Genomic DNA, 26,283 nt, shown 5'->3' with positions numbered 1-26,283 from the left:
CTCTCCACCGGAACGATATAATCTATATTATTCATTTTACGAGATTGGTGATCTGAGGCAACTCTATGGCCTGAGGCTCAGAGCAGGGCAGGCACGATGATCGTTGTCGTATTTCGAAACCGTCGCAAAGATGGCATAGATGAAGCTTACAGGGACGAAGCGAATGCTGTCGCCGCGATGGCAAGGGAAGTCCCCGGCTATATCTCCCATAAGTCCTTCGTGGCCGACGACGGCGAGTACGTCACGATAGCCGAATTCGAGTCGGAGGAGGCCGTCGGCGCTTGGGCCCGCAACCCGCGCCATGTGGCGGCTAAAAGGCTCGGGCGAAAAGAATTTTACACCGAGTACAAAGTCCAGATATGCACGCTGACGCGCGAAAGCCGGTTTGCGCGCGAGTAAGAGCGCCAACCCGCCGTCACTCCTCCGTCCTCCTGGACAAGCTCGGCTCGCGTCCGATGAGTTCGGGCAGGTAGGCCCGGTCGATCTCCTGCGGCTGGCGATTGTGCCGATAGACCATCCAGCAGCCTTGCGCGTCCTGGGAGACGCCATCGATCAAGAAGTCTCTATCGCGGCGGGCAGCGTGGAGAATGTCACGGATGCCGCGCAGTACGAGCCATGTCATCCCGAGCAGGGTCAGCGGACCCATGACGAGCCACAGGCCCTGGATGAGTTCGGACGAGGTGTGAAACTTGTTGAGCAGGTCTGCCCAAAATGAATAGGGCTGGTCCATTGCGGCAACTCCCTTCGGGTGAAGCGACCACCAGGAGCCCTGGTGGTCGGGGAGCTAGAAAGCCGCCTGAGACGGCTGCATTGGCCTTTAGGCTTTTGGCCCTGGACATGCGCCAACGCCTCCCCGGCCATAGGGCTGGGAAGGCATCGTTACGGTCGATGCCGACCGCTCAGGAGGGGCTTCTAGACCCCGGAGCCGATGCGTCCGGCTCCGGTGACGAGGTAACACGCAACAGGGGTGAGGGGTCAATGGGCGAGAGGCGGTTGGCGTCATTCCCCTCCACCGACGTAGCCTTCGATGGCTCTCCTCTCGTCATGGCCGGGCTTGACCCGGCCATCCACGTCTTGAGAAACGCCGGGCCTCGAAGACGTGGATCCCCGGCCCAAGGCCGGGGATGACGGGAGGCGATAACAAGGGCTTCATTCGTCAGGATGTCGATGCGGCGAAGGTAGAGGAGAAGGCCGCTACACCCACCGGTGATCGCGGCCCTCGAACACGAGCACCCGGCCCTGCCAGATGTCCATGCTCGCCGCCTGGCGCGAGGAGATTCCGCAGCAGATCGACAGGAAGGCACGGGCCACGCCGCCATGGGCGACGATGACGGTATCGCGGGTCAGATCGTCCAGGACGGGGCGGATCCGGTCGACAAGCATGGCGTAGCTCTCGCCTCCGCCCGGCGGAGCATAGTTCCACTTGTCCTGCTCACGCAGGGCCGCGAGTTGCGGCTCCGCCCGGCGGACCTCCTTCCAGGTCATGCCTTCCCACGCGCCGAAGGTGATCTCCACGAGGCGCTCCTCCAGGCGGTAGCCCTGGGGCTGGAGGCCGATGGCTCCCCGCAGGAGCTCCATGGTCTCGCGGGTGCGCAGCATGGGGCTCGCGAGATAGGCGAGGTCTTCGTAATGCGGACGGATCGACTGGAGGCGGCGGCCCGCCTCTTCGGCCTGAACGCGGCCCAGGTCGTTGAGGGGAATGTCCTTCTGACCCTGGAGACGGCCTTCGAGATTCCAATCCGTCTCGCCGTGGCGAATGAAGTAGATCGTCGGGCGAGGCGAATTCATGTCGGCCAGATTATTCCTTGTCGAGGGAGAGGTCGGGGGCTTCCGGATTCTTCATGCCGACGACGTGGTACCCGGCATCCACGTGCATGATCTCGCCCGTCATGCCGCGCGCCATGTCGGAGACGAGGTAGGCGGCCGTCTCGCCGACCTCCTCGATGGTGACCGTGCGGCGCAGGGGCGAGTTGTACTCGTTCCACTTGAGAATGTAGCGGAAGTCGCCGATGCCCGAGGCGGCGAGCGTCTTGATCGGGCCCGCCGAGATGGCGTTGACGCGGATGTTCTTCGGGCCGAGATCGGCCGCGAGGTAGCGCACGGAGGCTTCGAGAGCCGCCTTCGCCACGCCCATGACGTTGTAGTGGGGCATCCACTTCTCGGCGCCGTAATAGGTGAGCGTCACGAGAGAGCCGCCGTTGGTCATCAGCTTCTCGGCCCGCTGGGCGATGGCCGTGAACGAATAGCAGGAGATGAGGAGCGACTTGGAGAAGTTGCCCTCGCTGGTGTCCACGTAGCGGCCGGTGAGCTCGTCCTTGTCGGAGAAGGCGATGCAGTGGATAACGAAGTCGATGGAGCCCCAGAGGCGCTTCACTTCCTCGAACACGGCGTCGATGGTGGCGCCGTCCGTCACGTCGCAATGGCCGACCACGTGGGCGTCGAGTTCCTTGGCCAGGGGCTCCACGCGCTTCTTCAGGGCATCGCCCTGATAGGTGAAGGCGAGCTCTGCGCCCTGCTGGCGGGCAGCCTGCGCAATGCCCCAGGCGATCGAACGGTTGTTCGCCACGCCCATCACCAAGCCGCGCTTGCCGGCCAGAATGCCGGTGGCCTTTGTCTCCGCCATGAGATTCACCTAGATCGTCGCTGGAACACGTGAAAGAGCGGCTTCTTTAGCCGACCCTGCAGGACTGGGGAAGCCCTCTTGGCCGATAGGAAGCGAATCCAGGCGTCCGACGGTGAACTTTCTCTATTCCGCCTTCGCCGAACGCCGTTTGCGGGCGTAATCCATCAGCTCCTCGGACACGACCTGAGGAAGCTTGATCTCCACGGTGACGAGAAGATCGCCATGCCCGCCGCCCTTCATGGGCAGCCCCTTGCCGCGCAGCCGGAAGGTGCGGCCGGAATCGGTCATGGGCGGGATGTTCATGCTCACCGCGCCGGTCAGGGTCGGGATCCGCACGGAGCCGCCGAGGATGGCCTCCTCGATCTGGATCGGCAGGCGCTGGCGAAGGTTCGCGCCCTCCATGGTGAAGCGATCATGCGGCGCGATCTGGATGGTGAGCAGCGCATCGCCGGGGTTCGCGCCCGGAGCCCCCTGCCCCAGGCCGCGCAGGCGGATCACCTGCCCGTCGCTCACGCCTTTGGGAATGACCACGTCCACGTCGCGGCCAGTGGGAAGCCGGATGCGCTTCTTGGCCTCCGCCCCGACCTCCTCCAGGGTCACGGTGAGCGTGGCGGACACGTCCTCGCCCTTCTGGGCGCGGGCGCGGCCCTGCTGCCGCATGTTCTCGGCCCCGGCCGAGCGGAACGCCTCGCCGAAAAGCTGGGAAAAGATGTCTTCGCCCGCATCGGCCCCCGAGAACCCGCGCGAGCTGCGCCGGCCGCCGAAGGGGCCCCCGCCGCCTCCGAAGCCGAAGCCCTCGAAGCCCTGCCCGCCTGCGCTCCGTCCGCCGCCGAAGCCTTCGAAGCCCTGGAAGCGCGGCTTGCCTTCCGCATCGATCTCGCCCCGGTCGAACTGTCCGCGCTTGTCCGCGTCGCCCAGGATCTCGTAGGCGGAATTGACCTCGGCGAACTTGTCCTTGGCCTTGGGGTCGTTCTTGTTGCTGTCCGGGTGATAGGTCTTGGCAAGCTTGCGGAACGCCTTCTTGATCTCCGCTTCGCTCGCGGAGCGGGACACGCCTAGAACGTCGTAAGGGTTTCGCATCGTGGACAATCCATGAACCGTCTGATTGGGGCAGAACCGCCCCACGGAACTCAAGGTTCATATGGGAAAAGTGTTGCGGCTTCGCAACGAGCAGTTCGGCGGAGCTTGGGCTTTTCGGCGGAGCTCAGGCTTTGGCGAGCTTTTTTTCAGGCTTGGCCGGGCCGTTTCCCGGCTTCGTCTCGGCAGCGCTGGGTCTGACCTCCTTGATCACCCAATCCGCGCCCGAGAGGCGGCAGGCGGTGCCGTGCAGGGAGGCGTTGGCCGGGCCGCTGAGGTGCGCGTCGAAGGCGCGGCAGATCTCGTCGTTCTTCACGTAGGGCGCGCCCGCGGGCGTGAAGCTCCCCTTCATCGACGTGTCCGGGTTGTCCCAGGAGACCTGAGTGCCCGGCCCCTGAGGATCGAGGGCGACGCCCAGAGCCGCCTTGGCCCGGCGCCAGTCCTCATCGTTCAGATCCGGCGAGAGCGGGGATGGGGCGGACTGAGACTGGATCGAACCGATGGAGCCCGTGGCCTTGGGTTCGTCGACGTCCAGTCCCGCCCTGCCGAGGGAGAAGCTGCACGCCGACGTCGACAGGGCAACAAGGCCCGCCGCCAGGATTTTCCCGGCTTCGCGCAGGATCTCATCTGATCTATAACGGCGCGTATTGGTCCACGGCACGCGTCGGGTCCCCGTATCGAAAAGTCACACACCGAGATAAACCATTGAACCAGTTAATAACCGGTGACTTCACCGAATCCGAAGAGCCCTTCACCCTGTTCCAGTCCTGGCTGAGCGAGGCGGAAGCCGCCGAGCCGAACGACCCCAACGCCATGGCGCTCGCCACCGTCGACGAGACGGGGCTGCCCAATGTCCGCATGGTGCTGCTCAAGGGTTTCGACGAGAACGGCTTCGTGTTCTACACCAACACGGAATCCAACAAGGGCCGCGAGCTGCTGGGACAGAAGAAGGCCGCCCTCGTGCTGCATTGGAAGACCCTGCGCCGCCAGGTCCGCGCGCGCGGACCGGTGAGCGTGGTGAGCGATGCGGAAGCCGACGCCTATTTCCAGAGCCGCCCCCGCGACAGCCGCATCGGCGCCTGGGCGAGCCAGCAATCCCGTCCGCTGGAGAGCCGCTTCGCGCTCGAGAAGGCGGTGGCGGTCAACGCTGCGAAATACGCCATCGGCGAGGTGCCGCGCCCGCCCTACTGGACCGGTTTCCGCATCGCGCCCGTCTCCATCGAGTTCTGGCAGGACAAGCCCTTCCGCCTCCACGACCGGGTGGTCTTCACCCGCGAGGGTGACGGATGGCGAAAAGTCCGGCTTTATCCGTGAGACTTGCGCCCGCGGATCGGATAAGGATGCGCCCCCGACCATAGAGATGTTGCCATGTCCTCTTCGTCCAATACCTCCCGCCGCATCATGCTGCTCACCGGCGCCAGCCGCGGGATCGGGCATGCCACGGTCAAGCGGTTCTCCGCCGCCGGCTGGCGGGTGATCACCTGCTCGCGCCACGGCTTTCCGGAAAACTGCCCGTGGGAAATGGGGCCGGAGGATCATCTCCAGGTCGACCTCGCGAATGCGCAGGACACCCTGCGCGCCATCGCCGAGGTGAAGGAACGCCTCGCGACCGAGGGCGGCTGCCTCCACGCGCTCGTCAACAATGCGGGCATCTCGCCCAAGGGCCCCGGCGGTTCGCGGCTGAACGCGATCAATACGGCCTATGAGGATTGGCTGCGGGTCTTCCAGGTGAACTTCTTCGCCTCGATCATGCTCGCCCGCGGCCTGCAGGACGAGCTGACCCGCGCCAAGGGATCCGTGGTGAACGTCACCTCCATCGCGGGCTCGCGCGTCCACCCCTTCGCGGGGGCGGCTTACTCCACCTCAAAGGCGGCACTCGCCGCGCTCACCCGCGAGATGGCCGCCGATTTCGGCCCCCTGGGCGTTCGCGTGAACGCCATCTCCCCTGGCGAGATCGACACCTCGATCCTGTCGCCGGGCACGGAAAAGATCGTCGAGCAGATCCCCATGCGCCGCCTCGGCACCCCGGACGAGGTGGCGAAAGCCATCTACTTCCTCTGCACGGAAGCGAGCTCCTACGTGAACGGCGCGGAGCTGCACATCAACGGCGGTCAGCACGTCTGAGCCGCGTCACGGGTCAGGTCCGATGCGCACAACCCTCGCCACGCTCGTCATGGTCATGTGCGCCGGATCGCTGCCCGCCGCATTCGCGCAGGAACAGGCCGAGCCGAGCCCCTTCGCCGATGCGGACATGCCTCCGGCCATCCGTGCCCGCTGCGACGAAGTTCGCCGCCTGACCGAGGGGCGCGAGACGGGCGGCCAGCGCGTGGATTTCAGCGTGACGGGGCCGCTCGCTCTCGTGCATATCGACAAGGCGCTGACCTATCTCGGCCTGTGCGGCACGCCACCGGAGCCGAAGGTGCTCTGCATCACCTACCAAGCCAACGGCATGAAGGCCGGCGACGTGGTGACGGTGACCGGGGACTACAACAGGCCGGACGACGACCACGTGGTCCTGGATCCGTGCCTCGCCTTCCCGGCCGACCAGCCCGCGCAATAGGCGGGCCGGTCTCTTCTCGCAAAGCCGTACGGATCGGCCTCAAGCGGCCTCTGCCGGCCGCGGCCCCACATAGCGTGACAGGGGGCGGATGATGCGGCCCGCGTTCTCCTGCTCGAAGGCGTGAGCCACCCAGCCCGCCGTGCGCCCGGCGGCGAAGAGCGGCGTGAAGCCCTCGCGCGGGACGCCGAGCGAATCCAGAAGGATCGCCGTGTAGAACTCCACGTTTGTGTCGAGCCGGCGGCCGGGCTTGCGGCGCTGGAGCACGCCGAGCGCCGTCCGTTCCACCGCTTCCGCGAAGGCGATGCGATTGCCGTCCTCCCGCAGCCGCGCGGCGGCGGCTTTCAGCACGTCGGCACGAGGATCGCGCACGCGGTAGATGCGATGACCGAAGCCCATGAGGCGCTCGCCGCGCGCCATGGCGGCGTCGAGCCAGGAATCGGCCTTCTCGACCGTGCCGATCGCGTCGAGCATGTCGAGCACCGGGCCGGGAGCGCCGCCATGGAGCGGTCCCTTGAGAGCGCACAGCCCCGCGACGACGGCGGAGAGCAGACCGGCATCCGTGGACGCCACCACCCGGGCCGCGAAGGTCGATGCGTTGAGGCCGTGGTCGATCACCGTCACGAGATAGGTGTCGAGCCCCTTCGCCCTCTCCTCGTCGACCGGCGCTCCGATGATCATGCGGAGCAGATCCGCCGCATGACCGACCGAACCGTCGGGAGCGACGGGCGCAAGCCCCTTCGCGCCCCGGATCGCCATGGCGGCGGCAACCGCCGACCCGCCAACTGCGAGCAGGGCAGGCTCCTCGTCCGCGTCCGGCAGGGCCGCCAGCAGAAGACGCATCCCTTCGACCGGCGTGAGGCCGGACAGGTTCCCGGCCAAGGGCAAGAGATAGCGGAAGGCCCTCTCCCGCGCCTTGCCGAACCCGGCGCGCAGATCGGCCGGTGTTCCGGGCACCAGGCCCTCCCACAACATCCCGGCAACGTCCTCGAAGGATACGCGGCCGGCCAGTTCCTCCAGGTCGTGCCCACGGATGATCAGGCGGCCCGCCTCGCCGTCCACGTCGCTCAGTACGGTCTCCGCGGCAACGACGCCGTCTAGTCCGATGCTCATGAGATTTCTCCTTGTTCGCAAGGACCATCGCGCCGGGCTTGCGGAACCGTCAATCTTGAATCAACATGTCAACATATGAGCCTGGAACTGACCTCCGCCGAAGCAGCCTCCGCCCGTCTCGGCATCAGCCGAGCGAGCCTCTATGCCTATGTGAGCCGGGGCCTGATCAGGTCCTTCTCCTCGCCCCACGATCCCCGTCAGCGGCTCTATGCCCTGGACGACGTCGAAGCCCTCGTCGCCCGCAAGACCCGGTTTCGCCGACCGACGGCGGCAGCGGCGACAGCCCTCGATTGGGGGCTTCCGGTGTTGGAGACCAGCATCACCCAGATCAAGGACGGGCGGCTGTTCTATCGCGGGCACGACGCGCTGAGCTGGGCGCAGGACGCGACCCTGGAAGACACGGCGCTCCTGCTGATCGGCGGTCTCGACGACGAAGCCTTCCGCCTGCCCTCCCGATTGCCTCACGGCCTCCCCGCTCCCGCGGACGGTCTGCATGCCTTCGTGTCGAACGCCATGCGCCTCCTCTCCGAGCCTGTCCCCAAGGAGATGCGGGCCACGGAAGTGGCCACGATCCTGCGCCTGATGGCTGCCGCGGCCAGCGGAGCGGACCCGGGATCGGAACCCCTGCATCTGCATCTGGCCCGGACCTGGAGGGTGCCTCAGGCATCGGAAGCGATCCGCCGGGCCCTCGTCCTCTGCGCTGATCACGAACTCAGCTCCTCCGCCTTTGCGGTGCGGGTCACAGCCTCCACCGGCGCGTCGCTGCGCAATGCCGTCATCGCCGGGCTCGCGGCCCTGAGCGGGCCCTATCACGGCGGCATGACCGAGCGGGTGCGGGCCTTCCTGGAGGCACCCGACAAAGCTCCCGCTCCGAACTTTCGGCACAGGCTCTATCCCGAGGGGGATCCCCGGACATCGGCGATTCTCGAGAATGTGCCGCTGCTCGCCGCCGATGGAACGATCCTTCAGGTGATCGCAGAAGCCACGGGCGGAAAGCCCAGCGTCGACGCCGCCCTGGTCATGCTGGAGCGCGCCTATGGACTCCCGCGCGGAGCAGCCTTTACGCTTTTCGCGGTCGGGAGGAGCGCCGGCTGGCTGGCCCATGCCATCGAGCAGCGCAGCCAGGCCCGGCTGATCCGTCCCCGCGCCCGATACAGCGTGGGCGAGGAGCCGCGACCGTCATGACCAGCGACCGCTTCTATCCCTCCCGCCCCATCCTCGCCGCCTCGGTGGCGGTGATCCGGGACGGCCGCATTCTGCTCGCGGCGCGCGGGAAGCCGCCGAGCGAGGGGCTGTATTCCCTGCCGGGCGGCATGGTGGAAACGGGAGAGACGCTCGCCGAGGCGGCCCGCCGGGAGTTGCGCGAGGAGGTCGGCGTCGAAGCGGAGATCCTGGGCCTCATCGCGCCCGTAGAATTCATTGAAAGGGACGGGCGCGGCCATATAAAGCATCATGTCGTCATCGCCGCCCATGCCGCGCGCTGGGTCTCCGGCGAACCCCAGACAGGACCGGAAGCAAAGGACATCCGTTGGGTTACGGAACGGGATATTGCGAATCTGCCCATGACAGCGGGACTCGGCGGAATTCTGGAGCGGGCTTTCAGGATCGCCCGCGAGGACGCGCGCCCATGAGGCGCATCCTCGTCCTGCTCACCGCCCTCGCGATGCTTCCGGCCTCCGTCCAGCCGGGAGCGGCGCAGGGCTTTTTCGAGCGCCTGTTCGGCCCCCCACGGGACCCGAACGTTCCGCGGCAGGGATACCAGCCGCCACCGCAGCAATATCGCCCGCGTCCGCAGCCCCAGCAGCAGCAGCGGCGGCCGCAGCAGGCGGCGCCCCAGCCTCAGCCCAATCAGCAGCAGGCCGATCCCGCTCCTGCGGCCGAACCGCCGCCCGCCCCCTACGAGAAGGAGCTTCTGCGGCTCGCCGAGATCATGGGAGCGCTCGCGATGCTGCGCCCCCTCTGCACCGCGCCCGATGCCGGTGAATGGAGCCGGCGCATGCAGTTCCTGATCGACACGGAGGGCACCACTCCGGGCCGCCGCGAGCGCCTGGCCGGAGCCTACAACAAGGGCTATCAGGCCTATGCCCTCACCTATCGGGTCTGCACCCCGTCGGCCCAGGAGGCCTCGACCCGATTCATCCGGGAAGGCGAGCAGCTCGCCCGCAACATCACCGGACGTTACGGCGGCTGACGGCCGTCGTGCCTGGGAGCCCTCCGCCTTCCTCTCCAATCGGAGAGTGCGGCGATAAGTCCATTATCTGCAAAGGGTTTTATCCACATTTTTCGCGTACAACCCTCTCGCGTTAACCTCTTTGCAAGGTGATGCTGGCTGCGGGACGGCGCGATGTCCTAAGGTCGATTCAACCGACCCGCGCGCCGCCCCTCAAAGGGGCATGGATTCATGAACGATAACGACGTCCCTCTCACCGAACTGCCCGAACTCAGCGCCATCAAGCAGGCTGCCCTGAGCTATGTGACCGAGGCTTTCGCCGAGGCCGAGCTCGACGGGCTCGACGCCGACTGCATGGCCCAGGCCGCGCTGTTCGCCGCCTTCAGCGAACTCGTCGCCACCTACGGCGAGGACGCCGTGGCGCAATACGCCTCGACGCTCGCGGACAAGATCCGCAGCGGCGTCTTCTCCATGGCGGGCTCGCTGAAGCATTGAGGGCACCGGACGAGCCGCGAGGAGCGCGGTTCGCGATCGAGAGCGCGCGCCATCCGTAAGGCGTCATGGCCGTGCCCGTCACGGCCATCCACGTCTTGAGAGCCGCGCCGGAACGAAGGCGTGGATCCCCGGGACAAGCCCGGGGATGACGGGGAGCGGCCTCTGCGCGCCTCATTCCCCGGCCGAGCTTCGGCGCTTCCCCGCCCCAAGCCGGGTACTCGGCACGCATCTCGAGATGCGGCTCTCGAATCGGCGTGACCACCGCCCGCGATCCGGATAGCATCGAGTGCCTTTGCAACGTCGGCCCTTGTCGAACGAGGCGTCGAGAGACCTCCCATGCCGGACCTCCCAACCTTTCTGACCTTCTACACGGCCGTGCTGGCGCTTCAGATTGCTCCCGGGCCGGACATGATGCTCCTGCTCAGCCGCGGTGTCGGCCAGGGCCGGCGCACCGCGTTCCTCACCGCCACCGGCATGACCCTGGTGGCGGGGCTCGTTCAGCTTCCGCTCCTGGCCCTGGGCGTGACCTCGCTGCTTCAAGCCTCGCCCCTCGCCTTCGATCTTCTGCGATGGTTGGGAGCCGCCTATCTCGTCTGGCTCGGAGCCAAGCTCGTCATCGGGTCCTTCGGCACGCGCGGGTCCGCGCGCGCAGCGCCTCAGCCGATCTCGGCGGCCGCCGCGCTCCGCCAGGGCATGATCAACAATCTGACGAACCCGAAGGCGATGGTCTTCATGCTGGCCTTCCTTCCCCAGTTCGTCGATCCGTCGAATGGCTGGTCCGTGACGGCGCAATTGCTCTTCCTGGGCGCCGTCCAGAAGATGTCCGGCTTCGTGGTTCTCGGAACGGTCGCCCTCGGAACGGGGACCATCGGCAACTGGATCTCGCGGCGGCCGGCTCTCGTCGCGTGGCAGGAGAGAGGCGCCGGAATCATCATGGTCGCCCTCGGGCTGCGCCTTGCCCTGACGGGCGAAGCGCCACCGGTCCGGCGCTGATGTGAGCAACGGGCTTGACCTGACACCGAAACTCGCCATGATGCGCGCATGACTTCGACCCGCCACATCGCTTTTTCGTATTATCCGCCGTCTTCATAGAAGCGGCACGGGTCGATTGTTTTTGTCGAAATGATGCCGCCGCGTGGCGGCGTTTTCATTTCGAGTGACGTCCTCGCGGCGGTCCCAAGCACCACCGAGGACCACAGGATGAGCCGCCCTCCTTCCTTCCCGCCCGACAGGCCTCGCCTCGCCATCATCGGCGCCGGCGCATTCGGGGAATTCTGCATTCCGCATCTGCAGCGCTTCTTCGACGTCTGCGTCGTCGATCCGAGGCATGAGCTCGAGGATATATGCGAGCGGCACGGCGTCGCCGCCGCCGATCTCGCGAGCGCCGCGCGTCAGGACATCGTGCTTCTGGCAGTTCCCTTTCGTCACCTGCGCTCCGTCGCGCGCGCCATCGCACCGCACGTGAAGCCCGGGGCCCTCGTGATCGATGTCTGCTCCGTGAAGGTGAAGCCGCTCGCGCTTCTGCGGGAGGAACTTCCGGATCACGTCGACATCGTCGGAACCCATCCGCTGTTCGGCCCGCAGAGCGGTCGCGACGGGATCGCGGGGTTGCGCATCGCGATCTGCCCCGCACGAGGCCGCAGGAGCGCGCTCGTCGCACGCTTCCTGCGATCGCGCCTACGGCTCGCAACCGCCCGCATGACGCCCGAGGAGCACGACCGGCAGATGGCCTATGTGCAGGGCCTCACGCATCTGATTTCACGGATCGTGCTCGCCATGGACGTGCCGCCCCTGGAGCACAAGACGACGACCTACACGCATCTCGAATCCATGATCGGTATGGTGCGCCACGATTCCGAGGCGCTGTTCCGGTCGATCCTCGCCGATAATCCGTTTGCAGGCGCGGTGATGCAGTCCTTCACGAAGGCGACGAAGGACGTGCTGCAACCCTTTGGCTATCCGGCCAACAGCAGCGCCCTTTAAAGCGGATGATCAGCCTATCGGGCTGCGCCCAGCGTCTCCTCGAACTGCACCGTCTCGCCCTGAGACGGCGTCTCGAGGCCGCCGTCCCACATCACCACATGCCCACGCACGATGGTGCCGATGGGCCAGCCGGTGACCCGCCTGCCGTCGTAGGGGGTCCATTGGGACTTCGAGGCGATCCAGTCGTTGGTGATGGTCTCGGTGCGCTTCAGGTCGACCACGGTGAAATCCGCGTCGTAGCCCACGGCGATGCGGCCTTTCCGGGCGATGCCGAAGAGGCGCTTGGGACCTGCGCTCGTCATGTCGACGAAGCGCTCCAGCGTGAGCCTGCTCGCGTTCACGTGGTCGAGCATGATCGGCACGAGCGTCTGCACGCCGGTCATGCCCGACGGCGTGTTCGGATAGACCTTGTCCTTCTCTTCGCGCGTATGCGGCGCGTGATCGGAGCCGAGGATATCCGCGATGCCCTCGTCGAGGCCTTGCCAGATCGCGGCGCGATGATGCTCGTCGCGCACGGGCGGGTTCATCTGGATATAGGTGCCGAGGCGCTCGTAATCCTCAGGGCCCGCCAACGTCAGATGATGCGGCGTGACCTCAACGGAGACGAGATCCTTGTAGTCCTTCAACAGCGCCATCTCCTCCGCCGTGGTGACGTGGAGCACGTGGATGCGCGCGCCCGTCTCCCGGGAGATGCGCACGAGGCGCTGCGTGCAGGCGAGCGCCACTTCCGCCGAGCGCCAGACGGGATGGGAGCGCGGATCGTTCTCGACGCGCAGGCCTTTGCGCTCACGCAGCATCGCCTCGTCTTCCGAGTGGAAGGCGGAACGGCGGCGCGTGTTGCGCAGGATGTTGGCGATGCCCTCGTCGTCCTCCACCAGCAGCGAACCGGTGGACGAGCCCATGAACACCTTGATGCCGGCGGCGCCCGGCAGGCGCTCCAGCTCCGCGACGTCCTTCGCGTTCTCGTGGGTGCCGCCGACCCAGAAGGCGAAATCGCAATGCATGCGGTGATGCCCGCGCCGCACCTTGTCGGCGAGCGTCTCCGGCGTGGTGGTCTGCGGATCGGTGTTTGGCATCTCGAAGACCGCCGTCACGCCGCCCATGACGGCGGCGCGGGAGCCCGATTCGAGATCCTCCTTGTGATCGAGCCCCGGCTCACGGAAATGCACCTGCGTGTCGATGACCCCAGGCAGGATGTGCAGGCCGCGACAGTCGATCTCCCGGCCCGCCGAGGCCTGCGAGAGATCGCCGATGGCCGCGATCATGCCGGCCCGGACGCCGACGTCGCGCTCGACGCGCCCGTCCTGATTGACGACGATGCCGCCTTTGAGGATCAGGTCGAAGGTTTGGGGCATGGCAATCTCATCCCTTGAGGCTGGAGCAAAGGGGGCATATGTCACGCCTGTCGTGAAGAGCAACTGGAGCGGGACATGCCGTCAGTCCATTTAGCCGACCGTGGCGTGGTAAGGGTTTCGGGCGAGGACGCCAAGAGTTTTCTGGACGGTCTCGTCACCTGCGACCTTGACCGGGTCTCGCCGGAGGCCCCGCGGCTCGGCGCCCTGCTTTCGCCCCAGGGCAAGATCCTGTTCGATTTCATCGTCTTCCAGGCGCCCGACGAGATCGGCGGGGGATTTTATCTCGACACCTTCAGGATTTTCGCCCCCGATCTCGCCAAGCGCCTGCGCTTCTACAAGCTCCGGGCCAAGGTCGTGATCGACGACATGTCGGAAACCATGGCCGTCGTGGCGGGCTGGGACGAGCCGCGTCCCGAGGACGAGGTCGGCCTCGTGGCGCAGGACCCTCGCCTGCCCGAGCTCGGCTGGCGCGCCATCGTCGCGGCGCAGGACGCCGGGGAATTCGAGAAGGTCCCGGCCACGGCCTATCACGCCCACCGCATCGGGCTCGGCGTGCCGGAGGGCGGGCGCGACTTCCTGTTCGGGGACGCCTTCCCCCATGAAGCGCTGATGGACCAGCTGCACGGCGTCGACTTCGACAAGGGCTGCTATGTGGGACAGGAGGTCGTCTCCCGCATGCAGCACCGGGGAACGGCGCGGACCCGCATCGTGCCCGCCGTCTACGAGGGCGGCTTCGCGGCCGAGACCGGCGTCGAGGTGACGGCCGGCGACAAGGCCCTCGGCAAGACCGGCACGGGAATCGAGGGACGAGGCCTCCTGATGATCCGCCTGGATCGCGCCGCCGACGCGTTGTCGGCCGGACATCCCATTCTGGCGGGAGGCATTCCCGTCCATATCGAAAAACCGCATTGGGTGAACTTTCCCTACCCTGGGGAAGCTGTTACTCATTCGGGAGCGGAACCGGCTTAGGAGTATATTCCAAGGAACCGGATCAATCGAAACTGCGTTAGCCGCGAACGGACCTCTCACGCGCCGGAAGTCATGCGCGGAGGCGCCTTTCCAAGGGTTTCTCGATGATTGCTGTACAAGCGCACGTGAGGGCGCGGGACAAGGAACGCTTCCAGCTTCTTGTCGACGCCGTGACGGATTACGCCATCTACATGCTCGACCCGAACGGCATCATCGCAAGTTGGAACTCCGGAGCGCAGCGTTTCAAAGGTTATATCGAAAGCGAAATCATCGGCGAACATTTCTCCCGCTTCTACACGGAGGAGGATCGCGCCACGAACCTGCCGCAGCGCGCCCTCGATACGGCGGCGCGGGAGGGCAAGTTCGAAGCCGAGGGCTGGCGCGTGCGCAAGGACGGCACCCGCTACTGGGCGCACGTGGTGATCGATCCGATCCGGGACGGCAATGGCAACCTGCTGGGCTACGCCAAGATCACCCGTGACCTGACCGAGCGCCGCAAGGCCGAGGATGCCCTGAAGGAGAGCGAGCAGCGCTTCCGCCTGCTGGTGCAGGCCGTCACCGACTACGCCATCTACATGCTCGATCCCGAAGGCCACGTGTCGAACTGGAACCCAGGGGCACAGCGCATCAAGGGCTATACCGAAGACGAGATCCGCGGTCAGCATTTCTCCCGCTTCTATACAGAGGAGGACCGCGCCGTCGGGCTGCCCTACCGCGCCCTCGACATCGCGAAGCGGGAAGGCCGGTTCGATGCGGAAGGCTGGCGCGTGCGCAAGGACGGCACCCGCTTCTGGGCCAGCGTCGTGATCGATCCGATCTACAATGATCGTGGGATGCTGATCGGCTTCGCCAAGATCACGCGCGACATCACCGAGCGCCGCAACGCGCAGGAGGCGCTGGCCCAGGCCCAGGCCGCGTTGTTCCAGTCGCAGAAGATGGAAACCGTCGGGCAATTGACGGGTGGCATCGCGCACGACTTCAACAATCTCCTGACGATCATCGTCAACAACCTGGACCTTCTGACCCGAAACGTGACCGGCCCCCGAGAGACCCGCCTCATCGAGAGCGCGCAGCGCGCGGCCGAGCGGGGAGCGAAGCTGACACAGCAGCTTCTGGCCTTCTCGCGTCGCCAGCCCCTTCAGCCGGCGCTGCACAATCCGGTCTCGCTGATCCTGGGGTTCGAGACCGTCTTGCGCCGGGCCTGCGGCGAAATGGTGAGGCTGAAGCTCTCCCTTCCCCCCCGGACCAGCACGATCAACGTGGACGGCGCGCAATTCGAGGCTGCTCTTCTCAACCTTGTCGTCAATGCCCGCGATGCCATGCCGGAGGGGGGCGAATTGGCCATCGCTCTCGACGAAACCGTCCTGGACGAAGCGCGCGCCGTCGCCCGGAATGTCCCATCCGGCCCTTATATTCGTCTGTCGGTCCGGGATACGGGCTGCGGCATGACGAAGGAGGTCGCAGCGCGCGTGTTCGAGCCCTTCTTCACCACGAAGGAAATCGGCAAAGGCACGGGCCTCGGCCTGAGTCAGGTCTATGGCTTCATCACGCAGTCGGGCGGGCATATCGAGATCGAGAGCGAACCGGACCGCGGCACGACGATCACCATGCTGCTTCCGTCCCATGGCGATCGACAACAGGATGACGACGAAGAGGCTTCGTCGGGTGCCGAGAGGCCCGCACGCGACACCGCCGGGACCGTGCTGATCGTCGAGGACGAACCCGCCGTGCTGGACGTGGCCACGGAAATCTTCGACAGCCTCGGATACGATGTGCTGACAGCTCCCGATGCGACACGGGCCATCGAGGTGCTCGAACGCGACGTGCCCATCGACGTGCTGTTCAGCGATGTGGTCATGCCCAACGGCATGAACGGTTTCGAGTTGTCCCGCAAGGCTCGCGAGCTCAGGCCCGGCATCAAGATCCTGCTCGCCTCCGGCTATCCCATGTCGGCTCTGCCGTCGGAAGGATTCGACGAGGGCGTCTCCTTCATCAGCAAGCCCTATCGCTGGACGGAGCTGGCCGACAAGCTACGCTCCCTGCGGGTCGGCTCCTGAGCTTTCACCGATCGCGGCGATCGCCGCGATCGGATATTCATCGGTCCGAGCCGGGGACTCGCGATGAGCGCATCAATGTGTGTGTCCGAAGGTTCCTAGATCAGGACGAAGTTGTCGGCGGTGAGACGGTGGATCCCGACGAGATCGATCTCGCCCAGCATCGAGCGGCCCCAAGTCGGGTCGAAAGCACTCCGGAACTGCACGATCGTGTGCCCGCCGACATAATTGTAACGGACCTGCAGGCCCGTGCCGTCGTCGAACTGACCGGTGCCGATAAACCGCGGAGCGTCTGGTGTGATGAAAGGGCTCAGATAGGTCTGATAGTTCGAGAGATCGATCACGTCCTTCCTGTCCTCGAAGTCGAGGATCACATCTCGATTTCCCTCGCCCGGAGCACTCGTGGAGACAGCGACAGGACCGGTGACTCCGACCCAGAAGCGGAAAGTATCCGCGCCTTGGCCGCCGAACAGGGTATCGCTTCCCTTCATGCCGTCGAGGATGTCATTGCCCTTCCCCCCACTGAGGAAGTCGTTGCCATTCTCGAACTCGGCATCACCACCCACGAGCGTGTCATTGCCGTTGCCGCCGAACAGGCGATCACTGCTGGAGCTGCCGAACAGAAGATCGTTGCCGTTGTCGCCATAAAGCAGATCAGGGCCTCCGGTCAGGGAGTAGCTCCCCGACACGGTATCGTTGCCGTTGCCCGCATGGATCTCGTCGCTCCCGCGGCCACCGTTGATCGTGTCGTCGCCATTGTGGCCAAAGATGAAGTTCCAGTCGGTCGAGGATGGGATGCCTGATACGCCCGGGGACGTTTTGGTAGGGGAAATCAGATCGTCGCGGTTGGTGCCGAAAACACGTGCCATGTCATCCCCTCCGGAAATCCGAGTGTCAGCCATGCCCCCGCGGGAAAATTATAACCGTTTCTGAACCGCAAACCTGTTGGGCAATGGCCGTACTCCCTGTGAGTCATTCCCGCGCCCCCGCGGAGCGGTTGCGCACGGGAGGCCGTTTCGTCCGCTTCGCTGGCGCACGTTCCGTCCGCCGCGGACTGCCGACCGCGCGTCGCCTTGATCACCGGGATCAGGATTTTTCATTGGTCCCGCCCTGGGGCTTGGGATTAGCATTTCCGCGACACGCAACGGGAATGCCATGTATCAGCCGCCGCACTTTCGCGAAGACCGCCTGGACATCCAGCATGCGCTCATCAGGGCACATCCCCTGGGCCTTCTCGTGACCTGCGGGAGGACGGGCCTCATCGCCAACCCCATCCCTTTTATTGTGGACGCGTCAGCCTCTCCCCTCGGCACGTTGCGGGCGCATCTCTCCCGCGCAAACTCGCAGTGGCGCGACTTCGACCCGGCACAGGAAGCTCTCGTCGTCTTCCAGGGCGCGGAAACCTACATCACGCCGTCCTGGTACGAGACCAAGCGCGAGCACGGCAGGGTCGTGCCGACCTGGAACTACGCCATCGTCCAGGCCTATGGGCGCATGCGGGTCTTGGACGACCCCGCCTGGCTCCTGGAGCAGGTCGCCGCCATGACGTCCACCCAGGAGGCCAGGCGGTCCGAGCCCCGGGCCGTCGGCGATGCGCCCCCCGATTTCCTGGCCGCGCAGTTGAAAGGCATCGTCGGCGTGGAGATCGAGATCACGCGGATCGAGGGCAAATGGAAGGCGAGCCAGAACAGGCCCGAGGCGGACCGCAGGGGCGTCGTGGCCGGTCTGCGGGAAGATGGCGGCGAGGCCGCCCTTCAGATGGCCGATCTCGTTGAGACCCGAGGGGCATGATGCGGGTCGTCCTCTGCGATGTTCAAACCCTGAGCGCATGGACAGCGCTTCGATCCGAGCTGTGGCCGGAGACCTCCCCGGCGGACCATGCCCTGGAAACCGAAGCCGCTCTCACCGATCCCGGTCAGACCGTGGCCTTCCTGGCGCAGGACGATCACGGTGCGGCCGCTGGCTTCGCGGAGGCGGCGCTCCGCCATGACTATGTGAACGGGTGCTTCACGTCCCCGGTCGCCTTCCTGGAAGGAATCTACGTCCGTCCGGACTGGCGAAAGCAAGGCGTCGCCCGCCTCCTGATCGAAGCGGTGGAGCATTGGGCTAGGGATCTCGGCTGCTCGGAGCTGGCGTCCGATGCGGAGCTCCACAACAGCATCTCTCACAGCATGCACCGAGCCGTCGGCTTCGAGGAGACCGAACGAGTGGTCTATTTTCGCAAACCACTCCCTCCTCGACGGTGATTTCCGACCAGGCGGATCTTCCGATTTTCGTCCGGGGCCGCTACACCTTGCCCATGACCGACGGACTGATCCTGCACCCCGACGACAAGCACCGCTGCTGGTGGCCCGGCACGGATCCCTTCTATGTCGCCTATCACGACACCGAATGGGGCGTGCCCGAATTCGACGACCGCGCTCTCTTCGAGAAGCTCATTCTCGACGGTTTCCAGGCAGGACTTTCCTGGATCACGATCCTGCGCAAGCGGGAGAATTTCAGACAGGCCTTCGCCGGCTTCGACCCCGCCGTGATCGCGCGGTTCGATCAGTCGCATGTGGAGACGCTGATGCTCGACAAGGGCATCGTGCGCAACCGCGCCAAGATCGAAGCGACGATCGCGGGAGCGCGCGTATGGCTGAGCCTTCAGGAACGAGGGGGATTCTCCAACTTCCTCTGGAATTTCGTCGACGGCCGCCCGATCCAGAACAACCTGATCAGCCGCGGCCACGTTCAGGCGGAAACGGATGTCTCGCGGCGCATCTCGAAAGCCCTGAAAGCGGAGGGCTTCAACTTCGTCGGGCCCACCATCGTCTATGCCTTCATGCAGGCGGTGGGCATGGTGAACGATCACCTCGTCGGCTGCTTCCGCCATGCGGAATGCGCGGCTCTCGCCGAGAAGCTCTGAATGGCGAAGGAACCTCGCGTCTGGCAGCGGATGCTCTCCGGCCGCCGCCTCAACCTGCTCGACCCCTCGCCCCTCGACGTGGAGCTCGACGACATCGCGCATGGCCTCGCGCGCGTCGCGCGCTGGAACGGCCAGACCATCGGCGGGCACATTTTCTCCGTGGCGCAGCACAGCCTTCTCGTCGAAGCCATCGCCGATCATCTCGATCCCGACATGCCCCGGACGACGCGCCTCGCAGTGCTCCTGCACGACGCGCCGGAATACGTGATCGGCGACATCATCTCCCCGTTCAAGGCGGTGATCGGCGACGCCTACAAGGCCATCGAGGCGGGATTGCTCGGCGCGATCCATCTGCATTTCGGATTGCCCGCCGCGCCCAGCGCTGCGCTGAAGCGCTTCATCAAGCAGGCGGACCGGCAGGCCGCCTATCTCGAAGCGACGCATCTTGCGGGCTTCGGGCGCGAGGAAGCGATCAAGTTCTTCGGCCGGCCGGACCCGATGCCCCGCGGCGTTCACGCGCTTCTCGATCCATGGCCCGTGGCGCAGGCGGAAGAGCGCTACCGGGAACGCGTTCTCGCCGTTCTGGCGTGAAGCCCATGCCGAAGCTCCATGTTTGCCCCCTCTCCCGGCTGAAGGAAACGGTTGCGGCTGTCGGCCCTAGCCACATGGTGAGCCTCATGGGCGTGGGCGCGACGGTGGAGCGGCCCGGCTCCATTGCGCCCGACCGTCATCTCGTCATCAGCGTCAGCGATATCGTCGAGCCCCTGGAAGGGCATGTGCTGGCAGGCCCCGAGCACATGGAGCGGCTTCTCGCCTTCGTCCGCGCCTGGGACCGCGAGCGCCCCCTGCTCTTCCATTGCTGGGCGGGAATCAGCCGCTCGACGGCGGCCGCCTATATCGCCGCCTGCGCTCTCGCGCCCGAGCGGGACGAGGCCGAGCTCGCCCATGCCTTAAGGTCAGCCGCCCCCTCGGCTACGCCCAATGCACGCTTCGTGGCCCTTGCCGACGACCTCCTCGGACGCCGGGGCCGCATGGTGGATGCCGTGCGCGCCATCGGCCGGGGAGCCGAGGCTATGGAGGGCTCGCCCTTCATGTTACAGATTAACAGGGGCTAACGCGATTCCGCCTGTGCGAGGATTGCCCCGATACTGGATCCGGAGGGGCTTTCGTGGACGACGCACTGATCGGCTTTGCCATTCTTCTGGCTGTTCTCATCGGGATCGGCGCTCCGATCGCCGCCGTCGTCGCCGTAGTAATGGCGCTACAATTGCAGCGGAAGCTGCACAGCCTTCAGCTTCGCCTCGACCGGATCGATGCGGAATCCCGGGCCCCGCAAAGGCCCTCCGACAGGGCTCCTGAACAAGGTCCCGCCATTTCACCGGAACCTGTTCCGGCCGAGCGAGAGGAAGTCATTTCACCCGAGCCCGAGGGGACCAAACCGACCTCCGTTCCACCGATCCCTGCCGCCGTGGCCAGGCCGATCCCGCCGCGCCAGGACCTCGAAGAGACGCTCGGCACCCGCTGGGCCGTGTGGGTCGGCGGCGTGGCCCTGGCGTTGGGCGGCATCTTCCTCGTGCGCTATTCCATCGAGCAGGGCCTGCTCGAGCCACGGGTCCGCGTCGCGCTCGGCCTCCTCTTTGCGCTCACTCTGATCGGGACGGGCGAATGGATGCGCCGCCGCGAGCGCCGTTTCGGCCTGCCGGGGTTTCCGAGCGCCAACGTGCCGAGCATCCTCACGGCCGCGGGCACCTGCACGGCCTTCGCCTCGGCCTATGGGGCCTATGCGCTCTACGGCCTCATCGGCCCCGGCACCACCTTCGTGACCCTCGGGCTCATCGCGGTTCTCGCCATGGTGGCCTCGACGCTCCATGGACCGACTCTGGCCGCGCTCGGCCTGCTCGGCGCCATGGGGAGCCCGCTCCTCGTCTCCTCGGACAGGCCCCCGCCCTGGACGCTCGTGGTCTATCTCGCCTTCGTGGTTCTGCCCGCCTATGGCGTCGCGCGGCTTCGCCTTTGGCGCTGGCTGGCGCTTGTGGCCTCGACTGGCGTGCTCCTGTGGGCTGGGCCCATCTTCTTGAGCAAGGGGGCAAACGTGCTGCCTGCGATGGTGCATCTGGTGCTCCAGGCAGGCCTCGCCGCGTTCTTCCTCACCGTCGATCCCTACGGCCGTGTGCCGGATGAGGAAGCGCGGACTGACTGGGCCGCGAGCCTTGTCCTCATGGCCTTTGCCATTGCCGGGATCGTCGTGACGAGCACGATCGGCGCGGGCGACGGGCGGCCGGTCTTCGTGGCCGCCCTGGCGCTCGTTCTCCTGGCGGCGGGCATCCGCATCGCCAATGTCTCGACGGCGGCCGCGAGCAGCGCCCTTCTTGCGACGGGAGCGCTCGTAATCTGGCCCCTCGCCCGCGAGATCGGCGGCGAGCCTGAAAACCTGTTCTACCAGAGCGGCGATATTTTCGCGGTTCGGCCTTATGCCCTCGATACCTATCTTGTTCTCGCCGGTCTGCTGCCGGCCGCGATCGCCGGAGCGTCCCTGCTGCGGCTCGCGCGGTCCCAGGGCCTGCGCCTGCCGGTGGCCGCGTGGTACGCGGCGGCCGTGAGCGCCGGTCCCCTCCTCGCCCTGGCCGCCGCCTATTGGCGGGTCACCGCGTTCGAGCGCAGCCTCTCCTTCGCTCTCGTCGCCGGCGTTCTGGCCCTCGCCTTCGTGCTGGCCGCCCAATGGCTCATGCGCCGTGGATCAGCGGACGAAGAGGCAGCCATCCGCCTCGGGCTCGGAGCCACCGCCTCGGCGGCCTTGGGCGCTCTGGCGCTGGGCCTGACCTTCGCCCTCGAAAAAGGCATGCTCACCGTGGCCTTCGCCCTGGCGGCCCTTGGAACGGCCTGGATTGCCGGGCGCATCGCCATTCCGGCCCTGCGCTATGCGGTGGGAGCCATCGGCCTCATCGTGCTGGGGCGCCTGATCTGGGATCCCGTCATCGTCGGCGGCGATCCGGGGCCGGTTATCTTCAATTGGCTTCTCTGGGCCTACGGGGTTCCCGCCGTCTCGTTCTGGCTGGCGGGCCGCCTGCTGGAGCGCACCGGTCGCGACCGGATCGTCCAGCTTGCCGAGAGCCTCGCCATCGTCTTCGCAGCCTTCCTCGTGTTCTTCGAGATCCGCCACGCTCTCCATGCGGGCGATCCGCTCGCGGCCGATTTCAGTCTTCTGGAGGCAGGTCTCATTGCGACGGAAAGCCTCGCCTTCGCGATCCTGCTCACACGCATGGAGGTTCGTCGTCCCGACCCGGTCTATCGATGGGGCTCCCTCGTCTTCAAGGCGGCCTCGTTCGGATTGTCCGCTCTGGGACTGCTGCTGATCGAGAACCCGCTCGTTTCAGAGCACGCCGTCTCGGGCGGGACCGTCTTCAACAGCCTGATCCTCGCCTATCTCCTGCCCTCGATCCTGGCCGGAGCGCTGGCATGGACCGAGCAGCGCACCAAACCCTGGCCCCATGCCCTGGCCTCCGCGATCCTGAGCCTCATTCTGCTGAGCACCTATGTCGGGCTGGAAATCCGGCGCATCTTCATCGGCCCGCTGCTCGCCGGTTGGAGGGGATATACCCAAGGCGAGCAATGGAGCTATTCCGTGGCGCTCCTCCTCATTGGCATAGCCCTCCTCGGCTATGGCATCCTCCGCGACAACCGCTTTGCGCGGACCGCCTCGGCGGTCTATCTTGTCCTCGCCGTTCTGAAGGTGTTCATCATCGACCTGTCCAACCTGGAAGGCGTGATGCGGGCCCTGTCATTTACTGGCCTCGGGCTTGTTCTCATCGGCATCGGCCTCGTCTATCAGAGATTCCTCGCCCGACGGCCGAGCAATGCCGCAATCTCGTGAGAGAGCGGAACGATAACGATTATTGACGGATAGCTGCATGACCGACACCACTTCCATCAAGTCCCTCCCCTTCGAAAAGGCCCTGGCCGAGCTGGAGGAAATCGTGCGGCGTCTCGAGCGCGGCGACGTGCCGCTGGAGGATTCCATCGCCATCTACGAGCGCGGAGAGGCTCTCAAGAAGCATTGCGAGCAGCTTCTGAAGAAGGCCGAGGCCCGGATCGAGAAGATCACCATCGGCCCCGACGGCGCGGCCTCCGGCGCGGCTCCGCTCGACGTCGACGCTTAAGGCATCGGACGATACATCGTCCCCACGCCCGCTGTTTAAGATTTTGGTTTTTAAGCGTCTTTCCACGCTCCAGCCTGCGCGTCAGCGCGCAGGCCGCCGTTCGAGAATGGCATCGACCTCCCGCAGGACGGCTGCGGGGTCGATGCTGAAAGCCTGCCTCTGCCCTTCCGGTCCGCCGACGACCGGCTCGTAATCCGCCCCCACCTCGGCGGCCCAATGAAGACCGGTGCTCTTGCGGGCATTCTGGGCCATCAGCTCGATCAGCAGAGGCTGTCGGCGGGCCCAGAGAATGTTGGCGAGGCCCGCTCCGTGGACGGCCATGACGGTGTCCGCCTCCCCGAACCATTCGATCTGCTCGTGATGGTTCGCCCAGGAGGCCTCGACGATCCTGAACCCGCGCCCGCGCAACCCCTCGATGAGTTCAGGCTCCCCTTCCACCTGGCGCAGCCGCGTCTGGCCGCGGGTGAGATAGATCCGGGATGCGGCCTCGGGCCGCGGACGGTCCGCATAGGCCGCATCGAAAATGGAGCGGGCATAGCCCAGCGCCTCGGGCGTCGCGAACACCCGCTCGTGGTTGCAGCAATGGCTGCGCGCATAAAGGTATCGCTTGGCCCGGACGCGCTCCCACGGAGCGAGCTTCACATGAGTCACGGGAACGCCGATCCGTCCCAAGCCTTCGATGAAGCTCTGCACCATTGGGTTGACCGATCGTGCCGTGACGATGGTCAACGGCTCGCCGGGGCCCAGAGCGCCGCTGTGAAGGGCGTAGGCCAGGGGCATCAGCACGTCGGTGAGCAGGTGGCCGTAATGCTTGTAGGGCGGGATTGCGGCAACCGCGCCTTCGACATGGCGTGTGCGGAAGGCAGCCGGCGCGGGATAGGCGAAGTGCCAGTTGCTGTCGGCGGTCGTATCGAAGGCGAGCTGCCTCCCGGTGGCGGAATCGACCGGGGTCAGCGTATGCCCCGGCACCAGGATATCCGTGATGAAGGCGACCACCCGATGGGCTGAGTCCGGATCCCGGAACCGGCAATGCGGGTTCATCACATCGACGTCGTTGGAACCCACGAAGGCCCGCTGACGGTCGTAGCGCTCCTGCTGGAGGTTGAAGGAGCGGATGCTGTCCTCCCGGAGATCGACCCTCGCCGCGTCGGGCCAGCCGAAATCGGGAAAAAAGGAAACGGCCTTCCGAAGCGCCGGTTGAGAGCCGGTCACCCCCTTCATTACCCGGAAAGCGATCGGCTTGAAGTCGAATTTGCGATGGAGCGCTGAACGATGCCTTGCCATTGCGAGCCGTCAGATACGCTGGAACTCACCGGATCCCGGTACGGGAACTCCCTCCTCGTTCCGGGCCGCAGACTGGCTTGAGGCCAAAACAAGGAAGATCGGCAACCAGAGGAAGAGGTAGTGCATATTGAAGAAGGCGAACGGGTTCGACAGGTCCGTTCCCATATAGCCGAACGAAAAGATGATGGAGGCCAGCCCGAAGAAGCGCAGCGCCCGATTCTCCCGCAGGGTCAGCTGTCTGGCGTAGAAACCGATCATGACCCAAAAGACCGCGAGGGCTGCCAGACCGTAATACATGGCGATCCCGAAGAGGCCATTGTGAGGATGGCTCATCCAGACCTTCTGGAACCGGAAGCTCGGGCCGGTTCCCATCACAGGATGAAGGGCGACCTGCTCGCGCACCCAGCCCCAAATCTGAGTCCGAAGCGCAGGGCGGCACCAATCGGCGTCGCTGCCGCAGATCGCCGCCTTGATCATCGGCTCCAACAGGCCGAGACCGGTGACGATGAGCCAGACCGCGCCGCAGGCGGCGAGCACGGTGGCAGTCCCTCCCCGACGGCTGAGCCATAGAGCCAGCGGCAGCGCCAACCCGAGGGCAATGATGGGAGCGCGACTCTGTGTCCAGGCCAGAGCCGCCAGGAGGGCGACGCTCAGGATGATGTGCAAGGACGCGAATCGGCGCACGGGCGGGCGGTCGAACCACAATGCCGCAAAGGCGATCAGGGCGACGGCGAGCCCGCCGGCGCCGGGGATGGGATTGCGTCCGCGCCCGAGGGGCACCAGACGGTCGAAGACATCATCGGCTGAGACAATGTGCAGCAGCATGGCTGCAACGGCACTGGCTCCGCCGGCAATGGCGATGATGGAGAGAACCTGTCTCGTGCTCAAGACACGGGCGACCTGGGCCATGGACAGGAAAAAGGCCGCCAGCAGCACGAGATTGAAGAAATCGGACGTGTTGTATCCCGGACCTCCGATCATGCCCCCGAGCACGACCCACGCCCCGAAGAAAACGCCGAAGAGAGCCAACCAGACGCTTTGCCTGAACGCGACCGCCGCTGCTCCGCTGAACAAGGCCAGGATTGCCGTCAGAACGATCGTGCCGACGGGAATTGCATGCCCACGGATAAAGAAGGACGCGACCACGAAAATGAGGAAAGCCGCTGCGCTGACGGAATTGAGCCAATCCTGACCCGCGTGTTGCTTTCGCAGCCCGAGAGCAGCATATGTCAGTCGGGACGAGATGGAAAACATCGGAAGCGGGATCCTCTTCCCGACATGGGACTTGGGATATTGTTTCTGGCCGTCTACCATCTGGCTTCTATGCTTTCAACCTTTACGGCGCTGCCAAGCTTAGGCTCCCGGTGAAGGACATCCTGCATTCTGGTGACTACGTGAGCGCAACGCATACACCTCTCCTGGATACCATCAAGACACCGGACGACCTGCGTCGTCTTTCCGAAGGGCGGCTGCAGCAGGTTGCGGACGAGCTGCGCACGGAGACGATCAGCGCCGTGTCGGTGACCGGGGGCCATCTC

The 26,283-nt window shown here is 65.7% G+C and carries 30 protein-coding genes; 20 read left to right on the top strand and 10 right to left on the bottom strand.

From position 1 onward, the window contains the following. Positions 1 to 96: 96 nt before the first annotated feature. Positions 97 to 399: an antibiotic biosynthesis monooxygenase family protein gene (locus ACS5Q0_RS23265; protein WP_473129031.1), complete on the top strand. Its 303-nt coding sequence runs from the start codon at positions 97 to 99 to the stop codon at positions 397 to 399. A gap of 16 nt (positions 400 to 415) precedes the next feature. On the opposite strand, the gene ACS5Q0_RS23260 is transcribed toward ACS5Q0_RS23265, so the two are convergent. The 5 genes from ACS5Q0_RS23260 to ACS5Q0_RS23240 form a co-directional block, all read right to left on the bottom strand. Further along, a complete protein-coding gene (locus ACS5Q0_RS23260; RefSeq protein WP_473129030.1) occupies positions 416 to 730 on the bottom strand; it encodes a hypothetical protein in 315 nt (104 codons plus the stop codon). A 464-nt stretch (positions 731 to 1,194) separates the two neighbouring features. Continuing rightward, complete coding sequence (locus ACS5Q0_RS23255) at positions 1,195 to 1,788, bottom strand: histidine phosphatase family protein (RefSeq protein ID WP_473129029.1); 594 nt, start codon at positions 1,786 to 1,788, stop codon at positions 1,195 to 1,197. Positions 1,789 to 1,798: 10 nt separating this feature from the next. Beyond that, positions 1,799 to 2,623 (bottom strand): enoyl-ACP reductase FabI, encoded by an 825-nt coding sequence (fabI, locus tag ACS5Q0_RS23250; RefSeq protein ID WP_473129028.1) that lies wholly within the window; start codon positions 2,621 to 2,623, stop codon positions 1,799 to 1,801. Positions 2,624 to 2,746: 123 nt separating this feature from the next. Beyond that, the gene (locus tag ACS5Q0_RS23245) at positions 2,747 to 3,703 is read right to left on the bottom strand and encodes a DnaJ C-terminal domain-containing protein (protein WP_473129027.1); all 957 of its coding nucleotides are present in this window, start codon (positions 3,701 to 3,703) and stop codon (positions 2,747 to 2,749) included. A 124-nt stretch (positions 3,704 to 3,827) separates the two neighbouring features. After that, entirely contained in the window at positions 3,828 to 4,361 is a 534-nt protein-coding gene (locus ACS5Q0_RS23240; protein ID WP_473129026.1) for an RT0821/Lpp0805 family surface protein, read from the bottom strand. Between the two features lie 44 nt (positions 4,362 to 4,405). Between ACS5Q0_RS23240 and pdxH the strand changes: the two genes are divergently transcribed. From pdxH to ACS5Q0_RS23225, 3 genes are all read left to right on the top strand, one after another. Then, positions 4,406 to 5,014 carry a pyridoxamine 5'-phosphate oxidase gene (gene pdxH, locus ACS5Q0_RS23235; RefSeq protein ID WP_473129025.1) on the top strand — a complete coding sequence of 203 codons (609 nt, stop codon included), beginning with the start codon at positions 4,406 to 4,408 and terminating at the stop codon, positions 5,012 to 5,014. Positions 5,015 to 5,101: 87 nt separating this feature from the next. Continuing rightward, the gene (locus tag ACS5Q0_RS23230; RefSeq protein WP_473129051.1) at positions 5,102 to 5,824 is read left to right on the top strand and encodes an SDR family NAD(P)-dependent oxidoreductase; all 723 of its coding nucleotides are present in this window, start codon (positions 5,102 to 5,104) and stop codon (positions 5,822 to 5,824) included. A 22-nt stretch (positions 5,825 to 5,846) separates the two neighbouring features. After that, positions 5,847 to 6,260 carry a hypothetical protein gene (locus tag ACS5Q0_RS23225; protein ID WP_473129024.1) on the top strand — a complete coding sequence of 138 codons (414 nt, stop codon included), beginning with the start codon at positions 5,847 to 5,849 and terminating at the stop codon, positions 6,258 to 6,260. Positions 6,261 to 6,299: 39 nt separating this feature from the next. Here the strand turns inward: ACS5Q0_RS23225 and ACS5Q0_RS23220 are convergent, their stop codons facing one another. After that, a complete protein-coding gene (locus tag ACS5Q0_RS23220; RefSeq protein WP_473129023.1) occupies positions 6,300 to 7,370 on the bottom strand; it encodes a citrate synthase/methylcitrate synthase in 1,071 nt (356 codons plus the stop codon). 75 nt (positions 7,371 to 7,445) lie between these two features. On the opposite strand from ACS5Q0_RS23220, the gene ACS5Q0_RS23215 reads away from it, so the two are divergent. The 6 genes from ACS5Q0_RS23215 to ACS5Q0_RS23190 all read left to right on the top strand — a co-directional run bounded on the left by ACS5Q0_RS23215 (position 7,446) and on the right by ACS5Q0_RS23190 (position 12,018). Beyond that, complete coding sequence (locus ACS5Q0_RS23215; protein WP_473129022.1) at positions 7,446 to 8,555, top strand: citrate synthase; 1,110 nt, start codon at positions 7,446 to 7,448, stop codon at positions 8,553 to 8,555. Continuing rightward, entirely contained in the window at positions 8,552 to 9,001 is a 450-nt protein-coding gene (locus tag ACS5Q0_RS23210; RefSeq protein WP_473129021.1) for an NUDIX hydrolase, read from the top strand. The genes ACS5Q0_RS23215 and ACS5Q0_RS23210 overlap by 4 nt, the downstream gene beginning before the upstream one ends. Continuing rightward, positions 8,998 to 9,561, top strand: a complete 564-nt coding sequence (locus ACS5Q0_RS23205; protein WP_473129020.1) for a TIGR02301 family protein — start codon at positions 8,998 to 9,000, stop codon at positions 9,559 to 9,561. The genes ACS5Q0_RS23210 and ACS5Q0_RS23205 overlap by 4 nt, the downstream gene beginning before the upstream one ends. Positions 9,562 to 9,771: 210 nt before the next feature. Further along, positions 9,772 to 10,035 carry a hypothetical protein gene (locus ACS5Q0_RS23200; RefSeq protein WP_473129019.1) on the top strand — a complete coding sequence of 88 codons (264 nt, stop codon included), beginning with the start codon at positions 9,772 to 9,774 and terminating at the stop codon, positions 10,033 to 10,035. A gap of 336 nt (positions 10,036 to 10,371) precedes the next feature. Then, positions 10,372 to 11,028 (top strand): LysE family translocator, encoded by a 657-nt coding sequence (locus tag ACS5Q0_RS23195; protein WP_473129018.1) that lies wholly within the window; start codon positions 10,372 to 10,374, stop codon positions 11,026 to 11,028. A gap of 207 nt (positions 11,029 to 11,235) precedes the next feature. Continuing rightward, positions 11,236 to 12,018 carry a prephenate dehydrogenase/arogenate dehydrogenase family protein gene (locus ACS5Q0_RS23190; protein WP_473129017.1) on the top strand — a complete coding sequence of 261 codons (783 nt, stop codon included), beginning with the start codon at positions 11,236 to 11,238 and terminating at the stop codon, positions 12,016 to 12,018. A 14-nt stretch (positions 12,019 to 12,032) separates the two neighbouring features. Here the strand turns inward: ACS5Q0_RS23190 and ACS5Q0_RS23185 are convergent, their stop codons facing one another. Continuing rightward, positions 12,033 to 13,373 (bottom strand): dihydroorotase, encoded by a 1,341-nt coding sequence (locus tag ACS5Q0_RS23185; RefSeq protein WP_473129016.1) that lies wholly within the window; start codon positions 13,371 to 13,373, stop codon positions 12,033 to 12,035. Between the two features lie 75 nt (positions 13,374 to 13,448). Between ACS5Q0_RS23185 and ygfZ the strand changes: the two genes are divergently transcribed. Together ygfZ and ACS5Q0_RS23175 are read left to right on the top strand one after the other, a co-directional pair. Beyond that, complete coding sequence (gene ygfZ, locus ACS5Q0_RS23180; RefSeq protein WP_473129015.1) at positions 13,449 to 14,342, top strand: CAF17-like 4Fe-4S cluster assembly/insertion protein YgfZ; 894 nt, start codon at positions 13,449 to 13,451, stop codon at positions 14,340 to 14,342. Positions 14,343 to 14,446: 104 nt separating this feature from the next. Next, positions 14,447 to 16,399, top strand: a complete 1,953-nt coding sequence (locus ACS5Q0_RS23175; protein ID WP_473129014.1) for a hybrid sensor histidine kinase/response regulator — start codon at positions 14,447 to 14,449, stop codon at positions 16,397 to 16,399. A gap of 95 nt (positions 16,400 to 16,494) precedes the next feature. Here ACS5Q0_RS23175 and ACS5Q0_RS23170 read toward each other — a convergent pair whose 3' ends face one another. Beyond that, complete coding sequence (locus ACS5Q0_RS23170) at positions 16,495 to 17,265, bottom strand: calcium-binding protein (protein ID WP_473129013.1); 771 nt, start codon at positions 17,263 to 17,265, stop codon at positions 16,495 to 16,497. 286 nt (positions 17,266 to 17,551) lie between these two features. Here ACS5Q0_RS23170 and ACS5Q0_RS23165 point away from each other — a divergent pair, with 286 nt between their 5' ends. The 7 genes from ACS5Q0_RS23165 to ACS5Q0_RS23135 are packed head-to-tail and all read left to right on the top strand — an operon-like array spanning position 17,552 to position 23,461. Beyond that, positions 17,552 to 18,187, top strand: coding sequence for an FMN-binding negative transcriptional regulator (locus tag ACS5Q0_RS23165; RefSeq protein ID WP_473129012.1), 636 nt, complete (start codon positions 17,552 to 17,554; stop codon positions 18,185 to 18,187). After that, on the top strand, positions 18,187 to 18,642 hold the full coding sequence (gene aac(6'), locus ACS5Q0_RS23160) for an aminoglycoside 6'-N-acetyltransferase (protein WP_473129050.1): 456 nt from the start codon (positions 18,187 to 18,189) through the stop codon (positions 18,640 to 18,642). Before ACS5Q0_RS23165 ends, aac(6') begins: the two co-directional genes overlap by 1 nt. 53 nt (positions 18,643 to 18,695) lie before the next feature. After that, on the top strand, positions 18,696 to 19,304 hold the full coding sequence (locus tag ACS5Q0_RS23155) for a DNA-3-methyladenine glycosylase I (protein ID WP_473129011.1): 609 nt from the start codon (positions 18,696 to 18,698) through the stop codon (positions 19,302 to 19,304). Further along, positions 19,305 to 19,895, top strand: coding sequence for a YfbR-like 5'-deoxynucleotidase (locus tag ACS5Q0_RS23150; RefSeq protein WP_473129010.1), 591 nt, complete (start codon positions 19,305 to 19,307; stop codon positions 19,893 to 19,895). It begins immediately after the preceding gene. 5 nt (positions 19,896 to 19,900) lie between these two features. Further along, positions 19,901 to 20,419 (top strand): tyrosine phosphatase family protein, encoded by a 519-nt coding sequence (locus tag ACS5Q0_RS23145; protein WP_473129009.1) that lies wholly within the window; start codon positions 19,901 to 19,903, stop codon positions 20,417 to 20,419. Between the two features lie 53 nt (positions 20,420 to 20,472). Beyond that, positions 20,473 to 23,175, top strand: a complete 2,703-nt coding sequence (locus ACS5Q0_RS23140; RefSeq protein ID WP_473129008.1) for a DUF2339 domain-containing protein — start codon at positions 20,473 to 20,475, stop codon at positions 23,173 to 23,175. A 37-nt stretch (positions 23,176 to 23,212) separates the two neighbouring features. Next, positions 23,213 to 23,461, top strand: a complete 249-nt coding sequence (locus tag ACS5Q0_RS23135) for an exodeoxyribonuclease VII small subunit (RefSeq protein ID WP_473129007.1) — start codon at positions 23,213 to 23,215, stop codon at positions 23,459 to 23,461. An 81-nt stretch (positions 23,462 to 23,542) separates the two neighbouring features. Here ACS5Q0_RS23135 and ACS5Q0_RS23130 read toward each other — a convergent pair whose 3' ends face one another. Continuing rightward, positions 23,543 to 24,673: a glycosyltransferase family 61 protein gene (locus ACS5Q0_RS23130; RefSeq protein WP_473129006.1), complete on the bottom strand. Its 1,131-nt coding sequence runs from the start codon at positions 24,671 to 24,673 to the stop codon at positions 23,543 to 23,545. A gap of 81 nt (positions 24,674 to 24,754) precedes the next feature. Next, the gene (locus ACS5Q0_RS23125) at positions 24,755 to 25,999 is read right to left on the bottom strand and encodes an O-antigen ligase family protein (protein WP_473129005.1); all 1,245 of its coding nucleotides are present in this window, start codon (positions 25,997 to 25,999) and stop codon (positions 24,755 to 24,757) included. A gap of 140 nt (positions 26,000 to 26,139) precedes the next feature. Between ACS5Q0_RS23125 and ACS5Q0_RS23120 the strand changes: the two genes are divergently transcribed. Continuing rightward, positions 26,140 to 26,283 (top strand): 1-deoxy-D-xylulose-5-phosphate synthase N-terminal domain-containing protein (locus ACS5Q0_RS23120; protein WP_473129049.1); only part of this gene is annotated, 144 nt, incomplete at its 3' end.

The sequence above is a fragment of the Microvirga sp. HS2 genome, assembly GCF_055792805.1.
The sequence above is the reverse complement of the archived record's forward strand: the minus strand, read 5'-3'. Positions and strand labels throughout refer to the sequence as shown.

Excerpts from the sequence above, each read along its gene's own strand:
- ACS5Q0_RS23265 (WP_473129031.1), top strand. The coding sequence starts at position 97 with ATGATCGTTGTCGTATTTCGAAACCGTCGCAAAGATGGCATAGATGAA.
- ACS5Q0_RS23260 (WP_473129030.1), bottom strand. The coding sequence starts at position 730 with ATGGACCAGCCCTATTCATTTTGGGCAGACCTGCTCAACAAGTTTCAC.
- ACS5Q0_RS23255 (WP_473129029.1), bottom strand. The coding sequence starts at position 1,788 with ATGAATTCGCCTCGCCCGACGATCTACTTCATTCGCCACGGCGAGACG.
- fabI (WP_473129028.1), bottom strand. The coding sequence starts at position 2,623 with ATGGCGGAGACAAAGGCCACCGGCATTCTGGCCGGCAAGCGCGGCTTG.
- ACS5Q0_RS23245 (WP_473129027.1), bottom strand. The coding sequence starts at position 3,703 with ATGCGAAACCCTTACGACGTTCTAGGCGTGTCCCGCTCCGCGAGCGAA.
- ACS5Q0_RS23230 (WP_473129051.1), top strand. The coding sequence starts at position 5,102 with ATGCTGCTCACCGGCGCCAGCCGCGGGATCGGGCATGCCACGGTCAAG.
- ACS5Q0_RS23225 (WP_473129024.1), top strand. The coding sequence starts at position 5,847 with ATGCGCACAACCCTCGCCACGCTCGTCATGGTCATGTGCGCCGGATCG.
- ACS5Q0_RS23220 (WP_473129023.1), bottom strand. The coding sequence starts at position 7,370 with ATGAGCATCGGACTAGACGGCGTCGTTGCCGCGGAGACCGTACTGAGC.
- ACS5Q0_RS23215 (WP_473129022.1), top strand. The coding sequence starts at position 7,446 with ATGAGCCTGGAACTGACCTCCGCCGAAGCAGCCTCCGCCCGTCTCGGC.
- ACS5Q0_RS23210 (WP_473129021.1), top strand. The coding sequence starts at position 8,552 with ATGACCAGCGACCGCTTCTATCCCTCCCGCCCCATCCTCGCCGCCTCG.
- ACS5Q0_RS23205 (WP_473129020.1), top strand. The coding sequence starts at position 8,998 with ATGAGGCGCATCCTCGTCCTGCTCACCGCCCTCGCGATGCTTCCGGCC.
- ACS5Q0_RS23200 (WP_473129019.1), top strand. The coding sequence starts at position 9,772 with ATGAACGATAACGACGTCCCTCTCACCGAACTGCCCGAACTCAGCGCC.
- ACS5Q0_RS23195 (WP_473129018.1), top strand. The coding sequence starts at position 10,372 with ATGCCGGACCTCCCAACCTTTCTGACCTTCTACACGGCCGTGCTGGCG.
- ACS5Q0_RS23190 (WP_473129017.1), top strand. The coding sequence starts at position 11,236 with ATGAGCCGCCCTCCTTCCTTCCCGCCCGACAGGCCTCGCCTCGCCATC.
- ACS5Q0_RS23185 (WP_473129016.1), bottom strand. The coding sequence starts at position 13,373 with ATGCCCCAAACCTTCGACCTGATCCTCAAAGGCGGCATCGTCGTCAAT.
- ygfZ (WP_473129015.1), top strand. The coding sequence starts at position 13,449 with ATGCCGTCAGTCCATTTAGCCGACCGTGGCGTGGTAAGGGTTTCGGGC.
- ACS5Q0_RS23175 (WP_473129014.1), top strand. The coding sequence starts at position 14,447 with ATGATTGCTGTACAAGCGCACGTGAGGGCGCGGGACAAGGAACGCTTC.
- ACS5Q0_RS23170 (WP_473129013.1), bottom strand. The coding sequence starts at position 17,265 with ATGGCACGTGTTTTCGGCACCAACCGCGACGATCTGATTTCCCCTACC.
- ACS5Q0_RS23165 (WP_473129012.1), top strand. The coding sequence starts at position 17,552 with ATGTATCAGCCGCCGCACTTTCGCGAAGACCGCCTGGACATCCAGCAT.
- ACS5Q0_RS23155 (WP_473129011.1), top strand. The coding sequence starts at position 18,696 with ATGACCGACGGACTGATCCTGCACCCCGACGACAAGCACCGCTGCTGG.
- ACS5Q0_RS23150 (WP_473129010.1), top strand. The coding sequence starts at position 19,305 with ATGGCGAAGGAACCTCGCGTCTGGCAGCGGATGCTCTCCGGCCGCCGC.
- ACS5Q0_RS23145 (WP_473129009.1), top strand. The coding sequence starts at position 19,901 with ATGCCGAAGCTCCATGTTTGCCCCCTCTCCCGGCTGAAGGAAACGGTT.
- ACS5Q0_RS23135 (WP_473129007.1), top strand. The coding sequence starts at position 23,213 with ATGACCGACACCACTTCCATCAAGTCCCTCCCCTTCGAAAAGGCCCTG.
- ACS5Q0_RS23125 (WP_473129005.1), bottom strand. The coding sequence starts at position 25,999 with ATGTTTTCCATCTCGTCCCGACTGACATATGCTGCTCTCGGGCTGCGA.